This window comes from Bacillus sp. UNC322MFChir4.1 (assembly GCF_000746135.1).
Taxonomy (GTDB): domain Bacteria; phylum Bacillota; class Bacilli; order Bacillales; family Bacillaceae_G; genus Bacillus_A.
Genome location: NZ_JQKQ01000043.1, coordinates 1 through 21,835 on the forward strand (window position 1 = coordinate 1; position 21,835 = coordinate 21,835).

A 21,835-nucleotide genomic window follows, 5' to 3' on the forward strand; every position below is an offset into this window, starting at 1 on the left:
ATGCCGCCGATGCAAGGAATGCCGCCGATGCAAGGAATGCCGCCGATGCAAGGAATGCCGCCGATGCAAGGAATGCCGCCGATGCAAGGAATGCCACGGATGCAAGGAATGCCGCCATATGATATGCAATTCCCTTCTATGCCAAATTCGAATGGTGCACCGGTCACAATGGATAATAATGTACCACAAATGGAGCAAATACAAGAGGATTGCGGTTGTGATGGTGAACCAGAACTGTATAGTCCACAGCCGGGTATGCCTTATTTCCCGCGTGAGTTTCATCAGCAAAGCCCATATATTCCGTATACACCGCAACCGGGCACAATGTATTATCAACAAAATCATCCCTCTGTATTTGGAACACCTTATCCAGAAGAAGAAAATTAAACAGAGTGTTAAGAAGCCGTTCTTTTATAAAGAACGGTTTTTATGTGAGAATCTGTTTGGGAATTTGGCGGAGATTATATAATAAAGTATTGTGAGTACAAGGAATTGTAAAAGTCCTTATTGTTGAGAGCGGTATTGTATTAGTTGTAGTAAGAACAGAGGTCTTTGGGAAAGTCAAACAGGCGAAAATAAAATGGGTTCAACATACAATGGAGTTTGCAAATATTTGAAATGAGAGGAGTTTCTTGAAAAAAATCTCCTTATTATTAAGCGACTTTATGCCTACTTAGGGCATAAGCGCCATTTAGCGATAGCATAGCCGGAATTTTAAGTAAAATACTTACAGTGTAAAAAACCTCTTTGTGACTCATGATAAGAGGGAGCTTTTCGAATGAAAAGTTCATTCTAACAGAGGGGGTTTTTGCATTGAACAAAAAAATTAAAATTATTGCTGCTTCTTTGTTAGTTACCAGTGCACTAGCTGCATGTGGTACACCTAAAAATAAAAGTGCGATGGATCGAAATGCTACTTATAATTACGAGCGCACATCGTATGAGAATGCTTATCCGCATAGAGATAATGTAGCACGTACAGACCGTTACACAGATTATGTCACATATCGTAACAATGTAAGAACTGACGATTATGGGAATGTAAGATATACAAAAATTAATCAAGACATTCACAACCGTCGTGATAACGTTGGATACAATTATTACCGCGATGTAAATTATCACGGACAATTAACGAACCCATATCCAACTCGCAATGTTACGATGAACAATACCTATATGAACAATGATGGTAAAGTAGCTGAAGCAGTTACCAACCGAGTAAAAGGTATGGATAATGTAGATCGTGTTTCTACTGTTGTCCGTGGTAACGATGTTGTCATTGCGGTCAAAACTCGTAATAACCCAGACGAGAAGGCGTTAGAAAATGACATTCGCAAAGCTGTTGCGCCTCTTGTGAACAACCGTAATGTCTATGTAACGGCAAAAGCAGATATGTTTACTCGCATCGATACAATGAGTACACAACTACGAAACGGAACAGTTACAAACGATTTAAATCGTGATGTAACAAATATGTTCCGAGATCTTCGTACGAATGTAACTAACGTGGTGCGATAATGGAAAGAAGGGGAGAATTATTTCCCCTTCTTTTCACTTATGTAGTGTATTGCTTTTTCTGTTAATAAATGTATATCTTCTATGCAGTCTAATTGAAGTTCATCTTCTAATAACTCTGCATTAATTGTACTATAATGCTTTTTTAATTCATGTAGGTCTGTGATGAGTTGATTTGGCTGAGGATTTGTTTTTCGTTCTTTTAGTCGATGTGCCCAGACAGTTTCATCACTGCAAGTGCATAAAATTGATATCAATATCCCTTCTCGTTGTTCGATCCAAGATTTTAAGTTCAGTACATCATCTAAGTGGTTATAACCAAAATCGATAATAACAGTTGCATTACAACTAAGAGAGGATTCTAACAATCGGAAAAGAATATCAAAGCAGATTTTGTTTCGAATGACATGATTTGTTATGTGTTCAGCAATGGAGTCATATAAATCGTCTTTATGAATTACGGGTATATGTAGTTGTGCGCCTACAGCATTTGATATTGTTGTTTTGCCTGTACCTGCTTTTCCTCTAAATAAGATTACTTGCGTCATTATTTTATATCCTTTCTTTTAAGTGTTCTCCATATTCGACATATTTTGAAATCCTCCTTCTTTTTAGAGGTATCGTTTTTGGTCATCATTTTCTTCTTGCTTTCTCCAACTATTAATGTTATATTAACAAAGCGATGAGCTAATTTACGTAAGACGAGAGATATGCTTAAGTGCTAAACACGCGGATGTGGCCGCCTGGTCTCTCGCCGTAAACGCATCAAGACGCCTGCATGACAGGCGTCTTTCTTATTATATAGAAAATAGTAGCGGAGTAGGCTGAAGAGGTCACTCCGCTTTTTTGTATTCTTAATCTTGTATACCTAATTCTTTATGGATAAAAGAAGTTATTTTATACAAATTCATTTTTAATTTATAGACAATAAATCGCTCCTATGCCTGTGTATTTATTATAATGAGTTAATGTTGCTTTTCGAGATACCTAACTTCAAATCTTATACGAGCATAAAACTTCTATTTTTGGTCAAACTGTAAATAGAAGTTTTTATTTTCCCTAAAAGAGGTGACAGCATATGAAGCTCATGATCGTTGCCATGCAGATCGTGCTAGCTGCGTTTTGTTTGTATCATGAATCGAGTGTAGCGTCGGCAGAGAGTTCGGGTAATGCAGCTAGGCAGGAACCTCAAATTACAATCATGTTGCAGCGTATATATTTAGACGGGGAAGTGAGTCAAGAAATTTTTAGAGAAGAAGTTGTGAATTTAGAAAAGATTTTACAGCAATATAAGGATTGGCAACTTGTTGATCGAGATGATGTACAAATTGTATTGCAACAGAGCATTGATGATATTTCGCCGTTATTAAAAACGAGTGGGTATTTTGGCGTTTCGAAAGAGGGAATTCTTCAAATTTTTAACGGTGTGCCGAAAAATGACAATGCCATTCATTCCTTCTTTCAAATTGATATGAAAAAGATGGAAAGTTATCAGCGTGAACAGCTGAAGCGAGGAATTCGGGTGAAGTCGAAAGAGCGGTTTGTGAAAGTGATGAAAGATATGGAGCAATATACGATGAGAAATGGAAACAGCCGTAGCTTCAAATAGCTACGGCTTGTTTCTTATTTTTGTTTTTCTAAAATCATTTTTGCGATTTCATCGATTATCATATCTCTTCCAATTGGGTTAAATGCTTTTGTGTTAAATACTTCATTGCTTACTTCGTAAACATAATTGTCTTTTACAGCTTTAGTATTTTTCCAAATGGAACTGTTTTTGTAGTCTTCGTAAACTTTATCAGCTTCGCCGCCAAAGTTTACGATAAACATGTGATCTGGTTGGAAGGCAACAAGACCTTCTAATGAAACTTGTGCCATTGTTTGATTTAAATCTGTGCCTTTTGTTGCAGGTAATTTTAAGTCGTTAAATAAAATGTCTCCGTATCCAAAGTTCCCATATACACGGAAGTTTTGCGGTGTAACAGCAAGGAACATAAAGTTTTCATCTTTTGTTTTTTCTTTAATTTTCATTGAAAGTGAAGCAGCTTTTTGGTCGTAGTTTGCAAGCCATTTTTCTGCTTTTTTCTCTTCGCCAAATAGTTTGCCTACTTCAATAAATTTATCGCGCCATTTTTCTAAGTTTGTTTCTAACACAACAGTCGGTGCAATTTTTGCGACTTGATCGTAAATTTTTAGTTGACGGTTGTTTAAAATAATCATATCAGGTTTTAAAGCGGCGATTGCTTCTAAATCAGCGTTTGGCGCCCAGTACCAGCCAACTGGTTTTACATCTTTTAATTGATTTTGCAAGTGAGCTTGAATTTTATTTTTATACGTATTCGCTGTACCAATTGGTTTATGACCAAGAAGTAATAATTCTTCTGTTGAACCAGATAAATCAACAATTCGCTTCGGCTCAGTTGGAATCTCAACTTCTCCCTTTGTGTGTTTAACAACTTTTGTTTTTGGTTGTTCTTTTGATTGTGCTTCGTCTTTCTTTGAAGAACAACCAACGATTGTAAGCGCGAGAAGCATAAGTGCAAAGATGATAGATAGATTGCGTTTCATTTGAATGGATCTCCTTGTAAATAATATTGATAATCATTATCACTAGTGTAATGATAATTCTCCTTTATAATCATGTCAATGATAAAAAGTGGAAAAATGTAATAGAGAACGTTTGTTGGGGGAATCTCGCATTTCTATCGTTATTTATGTTAAAATGGAATACATGATTTGAGAGGGAGAGATACAGTTTTGTTTGAATATATTACAGGTTATGTGGAATATGTAGGACCGGAGTATATCGTTCTTGATCATAACGGGATTGGTTATCAAATTTTTACGCCAAATCCGTATGTATTTCAAAGAAGTAAACAAGAACTTCGTGTATATACATATCATTATGTAAGAGAAGATATATTGGCCCTTTACGGATTTAAAACGCGTGAAGAGCGTTTACTATTTACGAAGCTTTTAGGTGTATCGGGGATTGGACCGAAGGGAGCGCTTGCGATTTTAGCTTCAGGTCAAACGGGGCAGGTTGTACAAGCGATTGAGCATGAGGATGAAAAATTCTTAGTGAAGTTCCCGGGTGTCGGAAAGAAAACAGCTCGTCAAATGATTTTGGATTTAAAGGGGAAATTGGCAGATGTTGTGCCTGATGCCTTTGTCGACTTATTTTCAGATGCAAATCGTTTCGATGAGAAAAAAGGAACATCGGCCGAGCTTGATGAAGCGTTGGAAGCACTTAGAGCGCTTGGGTATGCAGAGCGAGAAGTATCTCGCGTCGTGCCAGAACTATTAAAAGAATCACTTACGACGGATCAATATATTAAAAAGGCACTTAGTCTTTTACTAAACGGTAAGAGGTGAGTAGAATGGATGAACGTCTCGTTTCAGGAGAATCCGCGTATGAAGATGCGGATTTAGAATATTCGTTAAGACCACAAACGCTCCGCCAATATATTGGCCAAGATAAAGCAAAGCATAATTTAGAAGTATTTATTGAAGCGGCGAAAATGCGTGAGGAAACATTAGATCACGTATTATTATATGGTCCACCAGGGCTTGGGAAAACGACATTAGCAAACATTATTGCGAATGAAATGGGTGTGAATATTCGTACGACGTCAGGACCGGCAATTGAGCGACCAGGTGATTTAGCAGCTGTTTTAACGGCGCTTCAACCAGGTGACGTTTTATTCATTGATGAAATTCACCGTTTACATCGTTCAATTGAAGAAGTATTGTATCCAGCGATGGAAGATTTTTGTCTCGATATAGTGATTGGAAAGGGCCCGTCAGCACGTTCAGTTCGGCTTGATTTACCACCGTTTACGTTAATTGGGGCAACAACACGTGCCGGAGCGTTATCCGCACCACTTCGAGATCGCTTCGGTGTATTGTCTCGTTTAGAATATTACACAGTTGATCAGTTATCAGCGATTGTAAGTCGTACTGCAGAAGTGTTTGAAGTTGAAATCGACTCCTTAGCTGCTTTAGAAATTGCAAGGCGTGCACGAGGTACGCCTCGTATTGCGAACCGTTTATTGCGCCGTGTACGTGATTTTGCGCAAGTTCGAGGCGATGGGACGATTACGATAGAAATTACGCAAATGGCCCTCGAACTACTACAAGTAGATAAGCTTGGACTTGATCATATTGACCATAAGTTGTTACTAGGTATTATTGAAAAATTCCGCGGCGGCCCAGTTGGATTAGAGACGGTTTCTGCAACAATAGGGGAAGAATCACACACTATTGAAGATGTGTATGAACCGTATTTACTACAAATTGGCTTCTTACAAAGAACGCCAAGAGGGCGCATTGTTACACCGCTCGTATACGAACATTTTGGTTTGGAGATGCCAGGGGCATGACAGATATGCCAAAGCTGCTCATTACAGACGGTATTCTTCTCGTTGTTGTTGGATTAGCTTGGAAGTTTATCCCGCATTAACGGGCAGTAAGACCCCCACCTCAAGATTGAGAGAGAATCGAAGAAGATAGGTGGGGGATAACTGCCCGTAAAAGCCCGATTGGTTCAACTAACCATCAGTGGGGGATGAAAAACTCCCCCACTAATGGAAGTTTCACTTTATAGGTAGGCTTCCAGGCGATATTTTTGTGAAAAAGGGGAATGTTACCTTTTATTTTCCCGTCATTACGTGTATTGTGATAAGTATTGTATTATCTTTTATTATGTACGTAATAAATCGATTTAGATAGAAATAGGTGAACATAAGTTATGGATATTAATCTGTTTGATTTTCATTTACCAGAAGAACTCATTGCACAAGTGCCACTTGAAGAACGAGAAACATCAAGATTAATGGTGTTAGATCGTGAAACTGGTGAAATTCAGCATAAGCATTTCACGGATATTCTTTCTTATTTACATGAAGGTGATTGCTTAGTTTTAAATGAAACGAAAGTAATGCCTGCTCGTTTGCACGGTGTAAAAGAAGATACAGGTGCACATATTGAAGTGCTTTTATTAAAGCAAGAAGATGGGGATACTTGGGAGACACTTGTTAAACCAGCGAAACGTGTGAAAGAAGGAACGATAATTTCTTTTGGAGAAGGAAAACTAAAAGCGACATGTGTTGGAACTGGCGAACAAGGCGGACGTCATTTGCAATTTTCATATGACGGCATTTTCTATGAAATTCTAGATGAGCTTGGTGAAATGCCGCTTCCTCCGTATATTAAAGAAACGCTTGAAGATCGTGACCGTTATCAGACGGTATTTGCACGTGAAGTTGGCTCAGCAGCAGCGCCAACAGCAGGGCTTCATTTTACAGAAGAGTTGTTAGAAGAATTGAAGAAAAAAGGCGTTCATTTAGCGTTTATTACGCTTCATGTCGGTCTTGGAACATTTAGACCAGTTTCTGCAGAGACAATTGAAGAACACCATATGCATGCGGAATATTATCATATGTCAGCAGAAACAGCAGACCTTCTTAATCGTGTAAAGCAAGAAGGTGGTCGTATTATTACTGTTGGAACAACATCAACGCGTACGCTTGAAACGATTGCAACAGATAATAATGGTAAGATTTGCGCGGCTTCTGGCTGGACTGATATTTTTATGTATCCAGGATATGAATTTAAAGCGATTGATGGTTTAATTACAAACTTCCATTTGCCAAAATCAACTTTAATTATGCTTGTGAGTGCATTTGCAGGAAGAGACAATGTTCTTCATGCGTACAATGAAGCGGTGAAGGAACAATATCGTTTCTTTAGTTTCGGTGATGCGATGTTTGTTGCCGCTCACTCTCAAGTAGAGAAGAAATAAAAAAGGAGTAAAGATATGACAGCAATACGTTATGAATTAATTAAAACATGTAAACAAACAGGCGCGCGTTTAGGACGTGTTCACACACCGCACGGCTCATTTGAAACACCAATTTTTATGCCAGTTGGAACACTTGCGACAGTAAAAACAATGTCACCAGAAGAGTTAAAAGCAATGGATGCGGGTATTATTTTAAGTAATACGTATCATTTATGGCTTCGTCCAGGTCATGAAATTGTACGTGAGGCAGGCGGCTTACATAAATTTATGAACTGGGATCGTTCGATTTTAACAGATTCCGGTGGTTTCCAGGTGTTTAGTTTAAGTGACTTCCGCCGTATTGAAGAGGAAGGCGTTCATTTCCGCAATCATTTAAACGGGGATAAATTATTCTTATCACCAGAAAAGGCAATGGAAATTCAAAATGCACTAGGTTCTGATATTATGATGGCATTTGATGAGTGCCCACCGTTTCCAGCGACATTTGAGTATATGAAAAAATCAGTAGAGCGTACGAGCCGCTGGGCAGAGCGTTGCTTAAAAGCGCACCAGCGTCCAGAGGATCAAGGTTTATTTGGTATTGTACAGGGCGGAGAGTTTGAAGAACTTCGCCGTCAAAGTGCCCGCGACCTTGTTTCAATGGATTTCCCAGGTTATGCAGTTGGTGGTTTATCCGTTGGGGAACCGAAAGATATTATGAACCGTGTGCTTGAATTTACAACACCGCTTCTTCCTGATAACAAACCGCGTTATTTAATGGGCGTTGGATCACCAGATTCATTAATTGACGGTGCAATCCGCGGTATTGATATGTTCGACTGTGTACTTCCAACTCGTATTGCACGAAACGGTACGTGTATGACAAGTGAAGGCCGTTTAGTTGTAAAAAATGCAAAGTTTGCGAAAGACTTTGGTCCGCTTGATCCGAATTGTGATTGTTACACATGTAAAAACTATTCACGTGCGTACATCCGTCACTTAATGAAATGTGATGAAACATTCGGAATTCGTTTAACGTCTTATCACAACCTGCATTTTCTGTTAAAATTAATGGAGCAGGTGAGACAAGCCATTCGTGAAGACCGTCTTGGAGATTTCCGTGAGGAGTTCTTTGAACAATATGGCTTTAATAAACCGAATGCTAAAAACTTCTAATACATAATAATTGAGGAGGAATAAAAGATGAATCCAGGTATGATGAATATTGTCATGATTGTTGCGATGTTTGCGATTTTCTACTTCTTACTAATTCGTCCGCAACAAAAACGTCAAAAGGCTGTAGCGCAAATGCAAAGTGAACTGACAAAAGGCGATGCAATCGTAACGATTGGTGGCTTACACGGTACAATTGAATCTGTAAACGATACAACGATTGTGATTAAATCTGGTGGTTCACACCTTACATTTGATCGCAACGCAATTCGTGAAACTGTGAAAAACTAATGCAACAAGGTGTTCTAAAAGTATTACTTTTAGAGCACCTTTTTTTTATAAATTTAAGTATTACTAAATCAGTAAATAATAATGAGAATGAGAAAATATAATTCGTTTTTTCTGATGGATTCTGACTTGTGAAATTCATTCATATATACGGGGAAAACATAGAAGCTGTCTCCAAAAGTCACTGTTTATATATCCATTAAATTTTTCGACATATAAGTAGCGGGTATGCACTTACTTTCTCCTTTTGTTTTCGACTTTGCATGTGGTAGGAACAGGCCTTGACCGTTTCTATGCGCGGCCAGATGCTCACGTCTCAATCTAAAAAGACAGGAGTTTTTTAATTTATATAGTAATTTTTTAGGACAGCTTCGCTGTTTAATATGTTGTCCGCTTACCGATATTGACTCCAAATATGCCCCCAATTGTACTTGCCGCAATAATGACAAGTTGATAGAGAAGTTGTGCGTTCGATAACGCCGATGAAAACCCTAAATAATTTACAAGAAATACGAGAATTGCAAATAAGACTCCAGTAGATCCACCGACAAACCACCCTTTTCCTTGTGCTTTTACTCCAGCAACAAATCCAGCGACAAGTGTTGACACAATGGCGAGGACAAGAAGTGCGATGGATAAAGTCCCTTCATTTATGTTTGTAAATTTCAATAATAAAGCGATGATGAGACTTGCTAGGCAAGCGAAAATAAGTAAGGTAACGATGCCGAATCCAACTGCAATTGATAATTTTTTTGTTCCATCCATAAAGCATCTCTCCTTTCTAATACAAGCATATTTTCTCTTGTGCTAAGTTAGACTAGTTTCTTTTTGTACGGGAAAACTAATGTATAGAAATTGCAAGGAGAAGGGAAAGAGAAGATGGAAATACTTCAAATTATCTTTCGAACCATTCTTTTATACAGTGTGATGTTAATTATTTTCCGACTGATGGGAAAACGAGAAATTGGTGAGTTAAGTGTTTTAGACTTAGTTGTGTTTATTATGCTTGGTGAAATGGCAGTTATTGCAATTGAAAATATGGATAAGTCAATTTGGCATCAACTCGTTCCGATGGTGCTGATTATGCTCATTCAAATTGTGTTATCCGTTGTCTCGCTAAAAAGTCAGCGCATTCGTCACATACTAGAAGGAGAACCGGCTATCATCGTACGTGAGGGGAAGATAGATGAAAAGCAAATGCGTAAACAGCGATACAACATGGATGATTTACTTATGCAATTACGTGAGGAACGTATCGGTGATATACGTGATGTCGAGTATGCGATTTTAGAGCCATCAGGGAGATTATCAATATTTGAAAAACAAAAAAGTAAAAATGACACACCATTATTTTCACTTCCGCTTATTATTGATGGAGAAATTCAGAAAAAACATTTATACATGATGGAACATACCGATATATGGCTGAAGGATAAGTTAAAGAAACTAGGGCATACCGATATTGAGAAGATTTCATATTGTAGTTTTCAAAACGGGCAGTTTTTTGTGGATTTAAAAGATGAGTAAAGGTCTGCTTCAAACAGGACTTCATAGAACTATGTCGAATATAAAAGGGCAAAGAAGTCTAATTTGGAGTGAAAGATATGGGAGTTACGTTAGAAAAAGCTACAGTTTCGGACGCAGAATTGATTCATGCTATGCAAGTAGAAGCTTTTCTACCGTTATTGGAAACATACCAAGATTACAATACGAATCCGGCAAATGAGAAGCTTGATAGAATCATTACAAGAATTAACAATCTGCATGGTGGATTTTACAAAATCATGTACAATAATGACGTTGTTGGTGCTGTATGTGTAGTTCGGAAAGAAGAGAATACTGAATTTTGGATTAGTCCAATGTTTATTCTTCCGAAGTATCAAGGGAATGGAATTGCCCAGAAAATAATATTCTTATTAGAAGAGATGTTCCCGCAAGCAACAAGTTGGGAATTAGCCACAATTTTAGAGGAAAAACGGAACTGTTATTTGTATGAAAAAATGGGTTTTGAACAGACTGGTGTTAGAAAAAGATTGAATGAGTGTACAACGCTTGTCTATTATAAAAAAACACATAGTAAATAAAAGTAGCTATCGAATGTATTTCGATAGCTACTTTTATTTTAAAAAAGAAAATTTACGAAGAATTGGGAGCCTTAGTAATTCATCTTTTCGAATAAGGCCAAAAAGGATTAACAGAAATACATACAGTATCGAAGTAGATAGCACTTCCCATAATGTTTGCATGCCAAGTGAAGGAGAGAAGGTTATGCGTGTATGTATGTAATAGGCTACGCTCCCAGCGATGACAATAGCGAGTAAGCCGTACATATAGTCTTTTATATAAATAGTAAATGTAATTTTTTTTAAGACAGTTGCATAGTGAAGTAAAGTAACAGTAACGATATTGGCTGCAATTGCAAGAGCGACGCCCATCATTTGAAACTGTGGTTGTGAAGCAAGGACGAAAATAACAAGTAATTTCACAATTGCTCCGATAAATGTATTCATCATGGCAGCTCGTGCTAAATTGAGAGCTTGTAGTACAGATGTGAGTGGTCCTTGAAAATAGTGAAATAAAAAGCAAGGTGCAAGCACTTGAATGAAAAGAGTCGCACTATCAGAACCATACATAAGCGTTAAAATAGGTGAAGCAAATACATATAAAATGACGACAGACCATCCACCTGTAATAAGAGAGATGCGCAGTGCTTGCTGTAATCTGTGCTCTACTAAACGGCGCTGCTTTTTGGCGTTTGCTTCACTAATCGAGGGGACGAGTGCCGTGGAAAGAGCATATGTAATAAAGGCCGGCAGAGACAAAAGTGGAAAGGCATATCCATTTAATATACCGTATTGCTGCGTTGCAATTGAAGCAGTAACTCCGGCGATTGCTAAACTTTGCATAACAACAATTGGTTCAAAAAAGTAAGAAATAGATCCAATTAAGCGGCTTCCTGTTGTAGGAAGTGCAATATCCATTAAGGAATAAAAGGTGTGTTTACTTTCCTTTACAGTACTTATAAAACGGGAACGAATGGAAAGGTGTTTTTCTCTTTGAAATAATGTTAGCAAAAATAATAGAGAAGCGATTTCTCCAAGTACAGCTGAGAGCATGGCACCTGCTGCGGCGTATTCTACTCCATATGGTAAGAAAAAGCGAATGCATACAGCGATAATCGTAATGCGAACGACTTGTTCTAGCACCTGTGCATAGGCACTCGGTTTCATATTTTGTCTCCCTTGAAAGTAACCGCGCAGCACAGAGGAAACGGCAATGACTGGTACAACTGGTAAAATAGCGATTAATGGATAGTAAGTTCGTTTATCAGTTAATAATGTTTCTGCTAATAAAGGAGCAAGAAGCATAATTCCGATTGTTAATAGAATACTAATGACTGAGGTAATGGCTAATGAAACGGTTAATATTTTTTTAACTTGTTGTTTATCGTTTGTAGCTTCTGCTTCAGCAATCAGTTTTGCGATGGCAACTGGAAGGCCGATTTGTGTAATGGTAATAGCTAATATAAATGTTGGAACAGCCATCATATATAGCCCAACGCCTTCTTCGCCTAAAATGCGCGCCATCACAATCCGGTTAATAAAACCTAATATTTTTGTGATAAAACCAGCGAACATTAAAATAAAAGCACCTCGTAAAAAGGTTTGTTTCGTCATTGTTTTCTCCTACCTTCTCAAAATCAATGGAATGATTTACAATAATTTATATGCATGAATAAGATAAGCATGACAAGCTTTTGAAATGAGGAACGTGAGATCAGAGGGAGATGAGCTAAAAATGGCTGAGAAAGAGGCAATAGTAGAAGCGTATCGAGAGCAATTACAAATCGTTTTGGACAGTAAAGTGGAAGAGTTTCAAATGCTCGGCTATGATCGTGTTACACTAGAAGACGTATGGAAATGTTTAAAGGATAAAAAGTGGAAAAAAGTAGGGCCAAATGTCAGATTGTATGAGCTTGTAAATGATGTGTTAACGTTAACAGCTAGCGACTATATGACATATTTAACGCTGAAGGCGTATCAAGCACCACTTTGGTCGTTTGATGAATATGAAAATAAATAATAAGGTTGTAATTGGTTTGTTCTTCTTCTTGCAGTATAATAGGGAGTATTGATAAAGAGGTAATTTTGGAACAAGCGCTTTTGTTCAAAGGAGGAACAAGAAACATATGGCAAAGCGAAGTAGCAGAATCGTTGCCTTTTTCCTCGTTGTGTTATTAATTGGAGGAATCATTGGAGCAACGACAAAAAACATTACAAAAGGAATTAATCTCGGACTTGATCTTCGAGGCGGCTTTGAAATTTTATATGAAGTAAAGCCAGCGAAAAAAGGGGAAAAAGTTACTAGGGATACTCTTGTGAGTACGGTTGGTGCACTCGAAAAACGTGTAAACGTTCTTGGTGTAAGCGAACCGAATATCCAAATTGAAGGAAATGATCGTATTCGTGTGCAGCTTGCTGGCATCAAAGATCAACAGCAAGCGCGAGATGTGTTATCAACTCAAGCGAAATTAACGTTCCGTGATGTAAATGATAACATTCTTATGGACGGTGCTGATTTAGCAACGAACGGTGCAAAGCAAACGTTTGATGAGCAAGGTCGACCAAGTGTTGGCTTAAAGTTAAAGAGTGCTGATAAATTCCGTCAAGTGACTGAGAAAGTATTAAGCATGAAACCGAACAACTTAATGGTAATTTGGCTTGATTTTGAAGAAGGAAAAGATTCTTACAAGGCAGAAGCAGCAAAACCAAAACCGAAATATTTATCAGCAGCTACTGTGAATCAAGTATTTAATCAAGCGGAAGTATCTATTGTTGGTGGGAACTTTACAGTAGAGAGCGCAAAACAACTTTCAGAGTTGTTAAATGCCGGAGCACTTCCTGTTGATTTAAAAGAAATATACTCTACTTCTGTTGGAGCGAAATTTGGTGAGCAAGCACTGCAAAAAACAATTTTTGCTAGTGCAATTGGTATAGCTCTTATTTTCTTATTTATGCTTGTATTCTATCGTCTACCTGGTCTTGTAGCGATAATTATGCTTGGTTTATATATTTACATAACGTTACTCGTATTCAATTGGATGCATGCGGTTCTCACATTGCCGGGTATAGCAGCGCTCGTGCTCGGGGTCGGAATTGCGGTTGATGCAAACGTTATTACATATGAAAGACTGAAAGAAGAACTGCGCATCGGAAAATCGATGTTATCGGCATATCGTGCAGGTAATCAGCGTTCATTATCAACCATTCTAGATGCAAACATTACAACACTTGCAGCAGCTGGTGTATTATTTGCATATGGTACAAGTTCTGTTAGAGGATTTGCGACAAGTTTAATTGTAAGTATTTTTGTCGGCTTTATTACAAACGTATATGGTACACGTTTCTTACTTGGTTTACTTGTTAAGAGTCGTTATTTTGATAAAAAATATACTTACTTTGGTGTAAAACCGAAGGAAGTTATTCCATTAACAAAAGGTGTAGAACATGCACCAACGAGATTTGATCGTATTAACTTTGTTAGCATCGGACATAAATTTTTCTGGTTCTCAGTTGTTGTCATGATTGCGGGTGCGATTATTTTACCAATTTTCAAATTGAATCTAGGCATTGACTTTGAAAGTGGTACGCGCATGGATATTAAAACAAATCAAGCGATAACAGTGTCACAAGTACAAAAAGAATTGCATGATTTGAAAGTAGATGTGAAGCAAGAAGATATTGTGCCAACAGGTGATAATAATAAAGGATTTGCTGTTCGTACAATTGGTGTATTATCAAAAGATGATATTGCGAAAGTAAAAACAGTCTTCCACGATAAATATGGTACAGAGCCAAACATAAGTACAGTTTCTCCGACAATCGGGAAAGAAATTGCGCGAAATGCGTTTTATGCAGTACTGATTGCATCAGCTGTTATCATTTTATATGTGAGCATTCGTTTCCGCTTCACATATGCATTATCAGCAGTATTAGCACTTCTGCACGATGCATTCTTCATTATCGTTGCGTTCAGCTTACTTCACTTAGAAGTCGATCTAACGTTTATTGCAGCGGTGTTAACAATTATCGGTTATTCTATTAACGATTCGATTGTTACGTTTGACCGAAATCGTGAGTTGTACAAACAGAAACAAAAAATTCGCACGTTAAGCGATTTAGAAGAGATTGTGAATGCGAGTATTCGCCAAACAATCGGCCGTTCTATTAATACGGTTATGACAGTGTTACTACCTGTTATTACATTGTTAATTTTTGGAAGTGAGTCATTACGTAACTTCTCAATTGCATTATTTGTCGGTTTAATTGTTGGTACTTACTCTTCTGTTTTCGTGGCATCCCAAATTTGGCTGATGCTTGAAAACCGCCGTTTGAAAAAAGGAAAAGGTCAGAAAAAAGTAGAAGTAAAGACATCTGAACCGCAAGTATAAGAAACAATCACTTAAATTTGAATGAAAAGAGATGCCTCTTTGCAGGCATTTCTTTTTTTGTTCTGGGATAGAATAAAGTGAAGGTTAGTGCGGGCATTTACGGACAGTTATCCCCCGTCTATCTTCTTTAGAAAAGTGGAAGCGGCTCGTTCAGAATGTGAGGGGGATGGAGCTTCTGACGTAGAGGTGTTTTTTACCTCGTAGGAAGAAGCGAAGCCACCGAACATTATAGCCACTGGAACTGGACAACGTTTTTCGCGGAATCTTGAGGTGGGGGGCTTGCTGTCCACAAGTAGCGAGATAAAGTGTACGTTGGTGAAAGAAAGGGTTTCGATTATGGAAAAAGATGAACGTTTTAAAGAAGCGGAATTTGGAGCGATTATTGGAATTATCGGCAATATTGTGCTTGCGATTGTCAAAGCTGTTATTGGATATATTGGAAATAGTAAAGCGCTTATGGCGGACGCAGTTCATTCTGGTTCGGATGTTATCGGCTCATTAGCAGTCTATTTTGGACTGCGTGCAGCAAAGCAACCGCCTGATGAGGATCATCCATATGGACACGGAAAAGCAGAATCTATTTCCGCAATTATTGTAGCTGTTCTTCTGTTTATTGTCGGCATTGAAATTGTTATTTCTTCCGTTAAAGCTTTTACACAAGTTCTCGAGCCTCCGCGCTGGATTACTGTGATTGCTGTACTTCTTTCGATTGTTGTGAAAGAATGGATGTTTCGTTATAAATATCAGTTAGGAAAAAGGATAAATAGTGATGCGATTATTGCAAACGCGTATGAGCATCGTTCTGATGTGTTTTCATCAATTGCTGCTTTAATTGGTATTGGGGCAGCAATTATCGGGAATAAATTGGGGATGGAGTGGCTTGTATATGCTGATCCAGTTGCTGGTTTATTCGTATCTTTACTCGTTATAAAAATGGCTTGGGATATCGGAAAAGAAGCGATTCATACAACGCTAGACCATGTTCTTCATGAGGAAGATATTATTCCGATGAGAGAAGCGGTTATGCAAGTGGCAGGAATAAAGAAAATCGGTTCGCTATATGCAAGGGAGCATGGACATTATGTCATCGTTGATATTAAAGTGTCTGTCGATCCATACATTACAGTGGAGGAAGGGCATCGCATTGGTAAACGTGTGAAAGAGGTGCTCATGCAGCAAGATCATGTGCAAAATGTTTTCGTTCATATTAATCCATACTCTCCTGATTAATATAGGGGAGGGTTACGTAAAAGGGTCTAATTGGTTAATCAAACCTCATTGTCACCCCTTAGTCTGTCTAGTATAATGGACAGGTTAAGGGGTGATTTCGTGTTACAACCGAAGACGCGTTGGAAAGAAACGGATAATAATGTGGAACTTGTAGAACAATTGGCAAATAAACTTCAATTGTCATCTCTTGTTACTTCGTTATTACTAAATAGAGGTTTAGATACAGAAGAAAAGATTGTGGGTTTTTTAAGTACAGAGCAGCAAGAATTTCACGATCCTTTTTTACTTGAAGGTATGGATCGTACTGTACTGCGCATTCGCCAAGCGATTCAAAACGGTGAACAAATTTTAATTTTTGGTGACTATGATGCGGACGGTGTTAGTAGTACAACCGTTTTATTTTTAGCATTACAAGAAATCGGAGCGGATGTAGAGTTTTATATTCCGAACCGATTCACAGAAGGATATGGGCCGAATGAGGAAGCGTTTCGCTGGGCGCATCGCGCTGGCTTCTCGCTTATTATTACGGTTGATACAGGGATTGCAGCTGTTCATGAGGCGCAAGTTGCCAAGGAGCTTGGCATTGATTTAATTATTACTGATCATCATGAGCCGCCGCCAGAATTGCCGGAAGCATTGGCTATCATTCATCCGAAGTTAGAGGGCGGTATGTATCCATATCACTATTTAGCGGGTGTTGGTGTGGCGTTTAAAGTTGCCCATGCTTTGCTTGGTAGTGTACCAGAACATTTATTGGAAATTGCTGTTATTGGTACAGTAGCTGACTTAGTGCCTCTTAATGGCGAAAACCGTCTACTTGTACAGCGTGGATTGAAAAAAATGCGAACAACGCAGCGAATAGGTTTACAAGCGCTGTTTAAAGTTGCTAATATTTCGCAAGGTGAAATTACAGAAGAAAGTGTTGGGTTTGCAATTGGACCGCGCATTAACGCGGTTGGACGATTAGAAGATGCTGCCCCGGCTGTTCATTTATTATTATCAGAAGACGTAGAAGAAGCGAAAGAACTCGCGCAAGAAATCGATGAACTAAACAAATTACGAAAAGACATTGTAAAGCAAATTACTGAAGAAGCGATTGCAGAAGTAGAAGCGCATTATCCACCAGAAGAGAATACGGTATTAGTTTTAGCTAAAGAAGGATGGAATCCCGGCGTAATTGGGATTGTTGCTTCGAAGCTCGTAGATCGCTTTTACAGGCCGACAATTGTCTTAAGTATTGATCCTGAAAAAGGCACAGCAAAAGGTTCAGCTCGTAGTATTGAAGGTTTTGATTTATATGCGAATTTATCAGATTGCCGTGATATATTACCGCATTTTGGCGGTCATCCAATGGCGGCTGGTATGACTCTTAGTATGGATGATGTCGGTGAACTGCGTCGCCGTTTAAATGAGCAAGCCGCTGCATTGTTGTCAGAAGAAGATTTTATTCCTGTCACTACGGTGGATGTAGTATGTAAAGTGGAAGATGTCACGCTAGCTGCAATCGAAGAAATGCAAAAGCTTGCTCCGTTCGGTGTTGGGAATCCGAAGCCGCGCATCGCTGTGAAAGATGCAAGCCTAGAAAGTATTCGCGCTATAGGTTCCGATGGCTCACATTTAAAAATGACACTTCGCGATGGACAAGCAACATTAGATAGCATCGGCTTTGGTTTCGGGGCATTTGCAAAAGAAATTTCTCCTGTAGCGCAAGTATCGATCGTTGGAGAAGCTTCTATTAATGAATGGAATAATTTCCGTAAACCACAAATTATGGTTCAAGACATTGCTGTAGAAGCTTGGCAATTATTTGATTGGCGCAGCATGCGTAATGTAGAAACGAATTTAGCGGACCTTTCAAGTGATAAATTGACAATTGTATATTTTAAGGAAGAAGCACTGCAAAAGTTTTCGTTAGAAGCATATAAAGATTATGCAATGCAGGCTAAAGATGTGACAACATTAGAAGATCGCTACGCTGTTATTCTTGATTTACCAGATGCGACAGACGATTTAAAGCACATATGTGAAAAAGGATTCCCAGCCCGCATTTATACTGTTTTTTATCAAGAAAACAATCATTTGTTTAGTACCGTTCCAACGAGAGAACATTTTAAGTGGTACTATTCGTTCCTACATCAAAAAGCACCATTTTCGCTTCGTCAATATGGTGAGCAGCTTTGCCGTCATAAAGGGTGGTCAAAAGATACAGTAAATTTCATGACACAGGTGTTTTTTGAGTTAGAATTTGTTACAATAAAAGACGGTGTCATTTTTATGGCAGAAGGAATGAAAAAGCGTGATTTAACCGAATCAAACACGTATCGTGAGAAAATAAACCAATTACAATTAGAAAAGGAACTGGTTTATAGCACATATCAGCAGTTATATGCATGGTTTGAAACGATTCGTAATCATAAAGAAATAGAGCAGTTAGGGTAAAGGGCTTGTATTTACAACTCTTTTATATTTGAGGAGGATTCATAAATATGGATTTCAAGAAACATATTGCAATCGTACCAGATTATCCGAAAGAAGGTATTGTCTTTAAAGACATCACACCTTTAATGAACGATGGAAAAGCATATAAAGCAGCAACAGATGCAATCGTTGCGTATGCAAAAGAAAGAGATATCGACCTTGTAGTAGGACCAGAAGCACGTGGTTTTATTATTGGATGCCCAGTTTCTTACGCACTAGAAGTAGGCTTTGCGCCGGTTCGTAAATTAGGTAAATTACCACGCGAAGTAATCAAAGTAGATTACGGTAAAGAGTATGGTAAAGATGTGTTAACAATTCACAAAGATGCAATCAAACCAGGGCAACGCGTATTAATTACAGATGATTTATTAGCTACAGGTGGAACAATTGAAGCGACAATTAAGCTAGTAGAAGAACTTGGCGGTGTTGTTGCAGGTATTGCATTTTTAGTAGAGCTTACTTACTTAGATGGCCGTAAAATGTTAGATGGCTATGACGTATTAGTATTAGAACAATATTAATTGTAACAGGGCAATATGCGGAGTACCCGTGAATCTCTTTGAGAGGATCGGGTATTTTTATATATGTATCGAAAAAAAGTAAAGCGAAATGTCTGTAAAATCTTTTCCTTTTCACAATTCACAATCATTACGTTATAATGGTAAGATAAAAATTATTCTAATTGGCAAGGAAAGAGATTATGAATCTTTAATAAAAGGTGATTAGATGGCGAATGAACAAGTGCTAACAGCTGAGCAGGTACTGGAGAAAGCAGGGCAATATTTACACGATGATGATATCGATCTTGTGGCGCGCGCATATGAATTTGCACGTGCGGCACATAGTGAGCAATACCGAAAATCAGGTGAACCATATATTATCCACCCTATTCAAGTAGCAGGGATTTTAGTGGACTTACACATGGATCCGTCAACTGTATCTGCGGGTTTTTTACATGATGTAGTAGAAGATACAGATGTAACATTAGAAGACATTGAACGTGAATTTACAAAAGAGATTGCAATGCTTGTTGATGGTGTAACGAAGCTAGGGAAAATTAAATATAAATCTCATGAACAGCAGCAGGCGGAAAATCATCGAAAAATGTTTATTGCAATGGCGCAAGATATTCGCGTTATTTTAATTAAACTTGCAGACCGACTTCATAACATGCGAACATTAAAACATTTACCGCAAGAAAAACAGCGCCGCATTGCAAATGAAACATTAGAAATTTTTGCACCATTAGCACACAGGCTTGGAATTAATACGATTAAGTGGGAATTAGAAGATACAGCGCTGCGTTATTTAAATCCGCAGCAATATTATCGTATTGTCAACTTAATGAAACGTAAGCGTGCAGAGCGTGAAGAATATTTAGATGAAGTTATGGGGGGAATTCGTGACAAATTAAAAGAAGTTGCGATTCAAACAGAGATTTCAGGTCGTCCAAAGCATATTTATAGCATTTATCGAAAAATGGCAATGCAAAATAAGCAATTCAATGAAATTTACGATTTGTTAGCTGTTCGTGTTGTCGTAAATAGTATTAAAGATTGTTATGCCGTTCTAGGTATTATTCATACGTGCTGGAAGCCGATGCCGGGACGTTTTAAAGATTATATCGCAATGCCAAAAGCGAATTTATATCAGTCATTGCATACGACAGTAATTGGACCGAAAGGCGACCCGCTTGAAGTGCAAATTCGTACGAAAGAAATGCATGAAATTGCCGAATTCGGAATTGCGGCTCACTGGGCATATAAAGAAGGAAAAACGGCTGAAACAACAGGTACGCTTGAGAAAAAATTAACATGGTTCCGTCAAATTTTAGAATGGCAAAATGAAGCTTCGAATGCAGAAGAATTTATGGAATCGTTAAAAATTGATTTATTCTCTGATATGGTGTTTGTCTTTACACCAAAAGGAGATGTCATGGAATTGCCGCTTGGCTCTGTACCGATTGACTTTGCTTATCGCGTTCACTCTGAAATCGGGAATAAAACGATTGGTGCAAAAGTAAACGGGAAAATGGTCACTCTAGATTATAAATTAAAAACAGGTGACATCATTGAAATTTTAACATCTAAACATTCATATGGTCCGAGTCAGGACTGGGTGAAATTAGCACAAACATCGCATGCGAAAAATAAAATTCGTCAATTTTTCAAAAAGCAGCGCCGTGATGAGAATGTTGAAAAAGGCCGCGAGCTTGTTGAAAAAGAGGTGCGAGGCCTTGAGTATGAGATGAAGGAAGTATTAGCACCTGATAACTTAAAGCGCGTTGCTGAGAAATTTAATTTTGCAAATGAAGAAGATATGTTTGCCGCTGTTGGATATAACGGGATTACTGCATCGCAAATCGTCACACGTCTAACAGATAAATTCCGTAAGCAACGTGAAGAGGATTTAACAGAAGTAAAAGAAGTTCGCAAACCAATGAAAATTCGCAAATGGGATTCTGGTGTAAAAGTAAGCGGTGCGGATAATTTACTTATTCGTTTATCAAAGTGCTGTAATCCAGTTCCAGGCGATGATATTATTGGTTATATTACAAAAGGGCGCGGTGTATCCATACACCGTACTGACTGTGTAAATGTTCATACAGAAGAAGCACAGGCGAGACTGTTAGAAGTAGAGTGGGAAGGCAGTCCTGAAAAAGAAATTGAATACAATGTTGACATTGAAATTTCAGGATATGACCGCCGCGGTTTACTAAATGAAGTACTGCAAGCTGTAACAGAGACGAAAACATATATTTCAGCTGTTTCAGGAAGAAGCGACCGTAACAAAATGGCAACGATTCATATGTCTATTTCAATTCGTAACTTACAGCATTTGAAAAAAGTTGTCGAGCGCATTAAACGGGTTCCAGAAATTTATGCGGTGCGCCGCATGATGCATTAATAAGGAGT

At 38.2% G+C, this 21,835-nt stretch carries 19 protein-coding genes and 2 pseudogenes; 17 read left to right on the top strand and 4 right to left on the bottom strand.

The window, feature by feature from the left end:
- Together BR72_RS26765 and BR72_RS15350 are read left to right on the top strand one after the other, a co-directional pair.
- Positions 1-387: pseudogene (locus BR72_RS26765) on the top strand (hypothetical protein); the annotation flags it as partial.
- Between the two features lie 426 nt (positions 388-813).
- Positions 814-1,521 (top strand): YhcN/YlaJ family sporulation lipoprotein, encoded by a 708-nt coding sequence (locus BR72_RS15350; RefSeq protein WP_035434324.1) that lies wholly within the window; start codon positions 814-816, stop codon positions 1,519-1,521.
- Positions 1,522-1,538: 17 nt separating this feature from the next.
- Here BR72_RS15350 and BR72_RS15355 read toward each other — a convergent pair whose 3' ends face one another.
- Positions 1,539-2,066 (bottom strand): P-loop nucleotide/nucleoside kinase family protein, encoded by a 528-nt coding sequence (locus tag BR72_RS15355; protein ID WP_035434325.1) that lies wholly within the window; start codon positions 2,064-2,066, stop codon positions 1,539-1,541.
- 530 nt (positions 2,067-2,596) lie between these two features.
- Between BR72_RS15355 and BR72_RS15360 the strand changes: the two genes are divergently transcribed.
- Entirely contained in the window at positions 2,597-3,127 is a 531-nt protein-coding gene (locus BR72_RS15360) for a BofC C-terminal domain-containing protein (protein WP_035434327.1), read from the top strand.
- Positions 3,128-3,141: 14 nt separating this feature from the next.
- On the opposite strand, the gene BR72_RS15365 is transcribed toward BR72_RS15360, so the two are convergent.
- Positions 3,142-4,086: an iron-hydroxamate ABC transporter substrate-binding protein gene (locus BR72_RS15365; RefSeq protein WP_035434329.1), complete on the bottom strand. Its 945-nt coding sequence runs from the start codon at positions 4,084-4,086 to the stop codon at positions 3,142-3,144.
- Between the two features lie 189 nt (positions 4,087-4,275).
- Here BR72_RS15365 and ruvA point away from each other — a divergent pair, with 189 nt between their 5' ends.
- The 6 genes and pseudogenes from ruvA (at position 4,276) to yajC (ending at position 8,764) form a co-directional block, all read left to right on the top strand.
- Positions 4,276-4,893, top strand: a complete 618-nt coding sequence (ruvA, locus tag BR72_RS15370) for a Holliday junction DNA helicase RuvA (RefSeq protein ID WP_035434330.1) — start codon at positions 4,276-4,278, stop codon at positions 4,891-4,893.
- A 5-nt stretch (positions 4,894-4,898) separates the two neighbouring features.
- Positions 4,899-5,900 carry a Holliday junction branch migration DNA helicase RuvB gene (gene ruvB / locus BR72_RS15375; RefSeq protein ID WP_035434331.1) on the top strand — a complete coding sequence of 334 codons (1,002 nt, stop codon included), beginning with the start codon at positions 4,899-4,901 and terminating at the stop codon, positions 5,898-5,900.
- A 217-nt stretch (positions 5,901-6,117) separates the two neighbouring features.
- Positions 6,118-6,249: pseudogene (locus BR72_RS25695) on the top strand (DUF2905 domain-containing protein); the annotation flags it as partial.
- Between the two features lie 19 nt (positions 6,250-6,268).
- Positions 6,269-7,321: a tRNA preQ1(34) S-adenosylmethionine ribosyltransferase-isomerase QueA gene (gene queA, locus BR72_RS15380; RefSeq protein WP_035434332.1), complete on the top strand. Its 1,053-nt coding sequence runs from the start codon at positions 6,269-6,271 to the stop codon at positions 7,319-7,321.
- Between the two features lie 15 nt (positions 7,322-7,336).
- Positions 7,337-8,476 carry a tRNA guanosine(34) transglycosylase Tgt gene (gene tgt / locus BR72_RS15385; protein ID WP_035434333.1) on the top strand — a complete coding sequence of 380 codons (1,140 nt, stop codon included), beginning with the start codon at positions 7,337-7,339 and terminating at the stop codon, positions 8,474-8,476.
- Positions 8,477-8,503: 27 nt separating this feature from the next.
- Entirely contained in the window at positions 8,504-8,764 is a 261-nt protein-coding gene (yajC, locus tag BR72_RS15390) for a preprotein translocase subunit YajC (RefSeq protein ID WP_035434334.1), read from the top strand.
- Between the two features lie 375 nt (positions 8,765-9,139).
- Here the strand turns inward: yajC and BR72_RS15395 are convergent, their stop codons facing one another.
- The gene (locus BR72_RS15395; protein WP_035434336.1) at positions 9,140-9,526 is read right to left on the bottom strand and encodes a TIGR04086 family membrane protein; all 387 of its coding nucleotides are present in this window, start codon (positions 9,524-9,526) and stop codon (positions 9,140-9,142) included.
- Positions 9,527-9,640: 114 nt separating this feature from the next.
- Between BR72_RS15395 and BR72_RS15400 the strand changes: the two genes are divergently transcribed.
- Both BR72_RS15400 and BR72_RS15405 read left to right on the top strand, forming a co-directional pair.
- Positions 9,641-10,288 carry a DUF421 domain-containing protein gene (locus tag BR72_RS15400; protein ID WP_035434337.1) on the top strand — a complete coding sequence of 216 codons (648 nt, stop codon included), beginning with the start codon at positions 9,641-9,643 and terminating at the stop codon, positions 10,286-10,288.
- A gap of 77 nt (positions 10,289-10,365) precedes the next feature.
- Positions 10,366-10,845, top strand: a complete 480-nt coding sequence (locus BR72_RS15405) for a GNAT family N-acetyltransferase (protein ID WP_035434339.1) — start codon at positions 10,366-10,368, stop codon at positions 10,843-10,845.
- Between the two features lie 33 nt (positions 10,846-10,878).
- Here the strand turns inward: BR72_RS15405 and spoVB are convergent, their stop codons facing one another.
- On the bottom strand, positions 10,879-12,438 hold the full coding sequence (spoVB, locus tag BR72_RS15410) for a stage V sporulation protein B (RefSeq protein ID WP_035434340.1): 1,560 nt from the start codon (positions 12,436-12,438) through the stop codon (positions 10,879-10,881).
- A gap of 121 nt (positions 12,439-12,559) precedes the next feature.
- Between spoVB and BR72_RS15415 the strand changes: the two genes are divergently transcribed.
- From BR72_RS15415 to relA, 6 genes are all read left to right on the top strand, one after another.
- Positions 12,560-12,844, top strand: coding sequence for a post-transcriptional regulator (locus BR72_RS15415; RefSeq protein ID WP_035434341.1), 285 nt, complete (start codon positions 12,560-12,562; stop codon positions 12,842-12,844).
- A gap of 106 nt (positions 12,845-12,950) precedes the next feature.
- Positions 12,951-15,212 carry a protein translocase subunit SecDF gene (gene secDF / locus BR72_RS15420; protein WP_035434343.1) on the top strand — a complete coding sequence of 754 codons (2,262 nt, stop codon included), beginning with the start codon at positions 12,951-12,953 and terminating at the stop codon, positions 15,210-15,212.
- Positions 15,213-15,548: 336 nt separating this feature from the next.
- The gene (locus tag BR72_RS15425) at positions 15,549-16,442 is read left to right on the top strand and encodes a cation diffusion facilitator family transporter (protein WP_035434344.1); all 894 of its coding nucleotides are present in this window, start codon (positions 15,549-15,551) and stop codon (positions 16,440-16,442) included.
- A gap of 99 nt (positions 16,443-16,541) precedes the next feature.
- Positions 16,542-18,881, top strand: coding sequence for a single-stranded-DNA-specific exonuclease RecJ (recJ, locus tag BR72_RS15430; protein WP_035434345.1), 2,340 nt, complete (start codon positions 16,542-16,544; stop codon positions 18,879-18,881).
- Positions 18,882-18,928: 47 nt separating this feature from the next.
- Positions 18,929-19,441, top strand: a complete 513-nt coding sequence (locus BR72_RS15435; protein ID WP_035434346.1) for an adenine phosphoribosyltransferase — start codon at positions 18,929-18,931, stop codon at positions 19,439-19,441.
- 205 nt (positions 19,442-19,646) lie between these two features.
- Entirely contained in the window at positions 19,647-21,827 is a 2,181-nt protein-coding gene (relA, locus tag BR72_RS15440) for a GTP diphosphokinase (RefSeq protein ID WP_035434347.1), read from the top strand.
- The last annotated feature ends 8 nt before the right edge of the window (positions 21,828-21,835 follow it).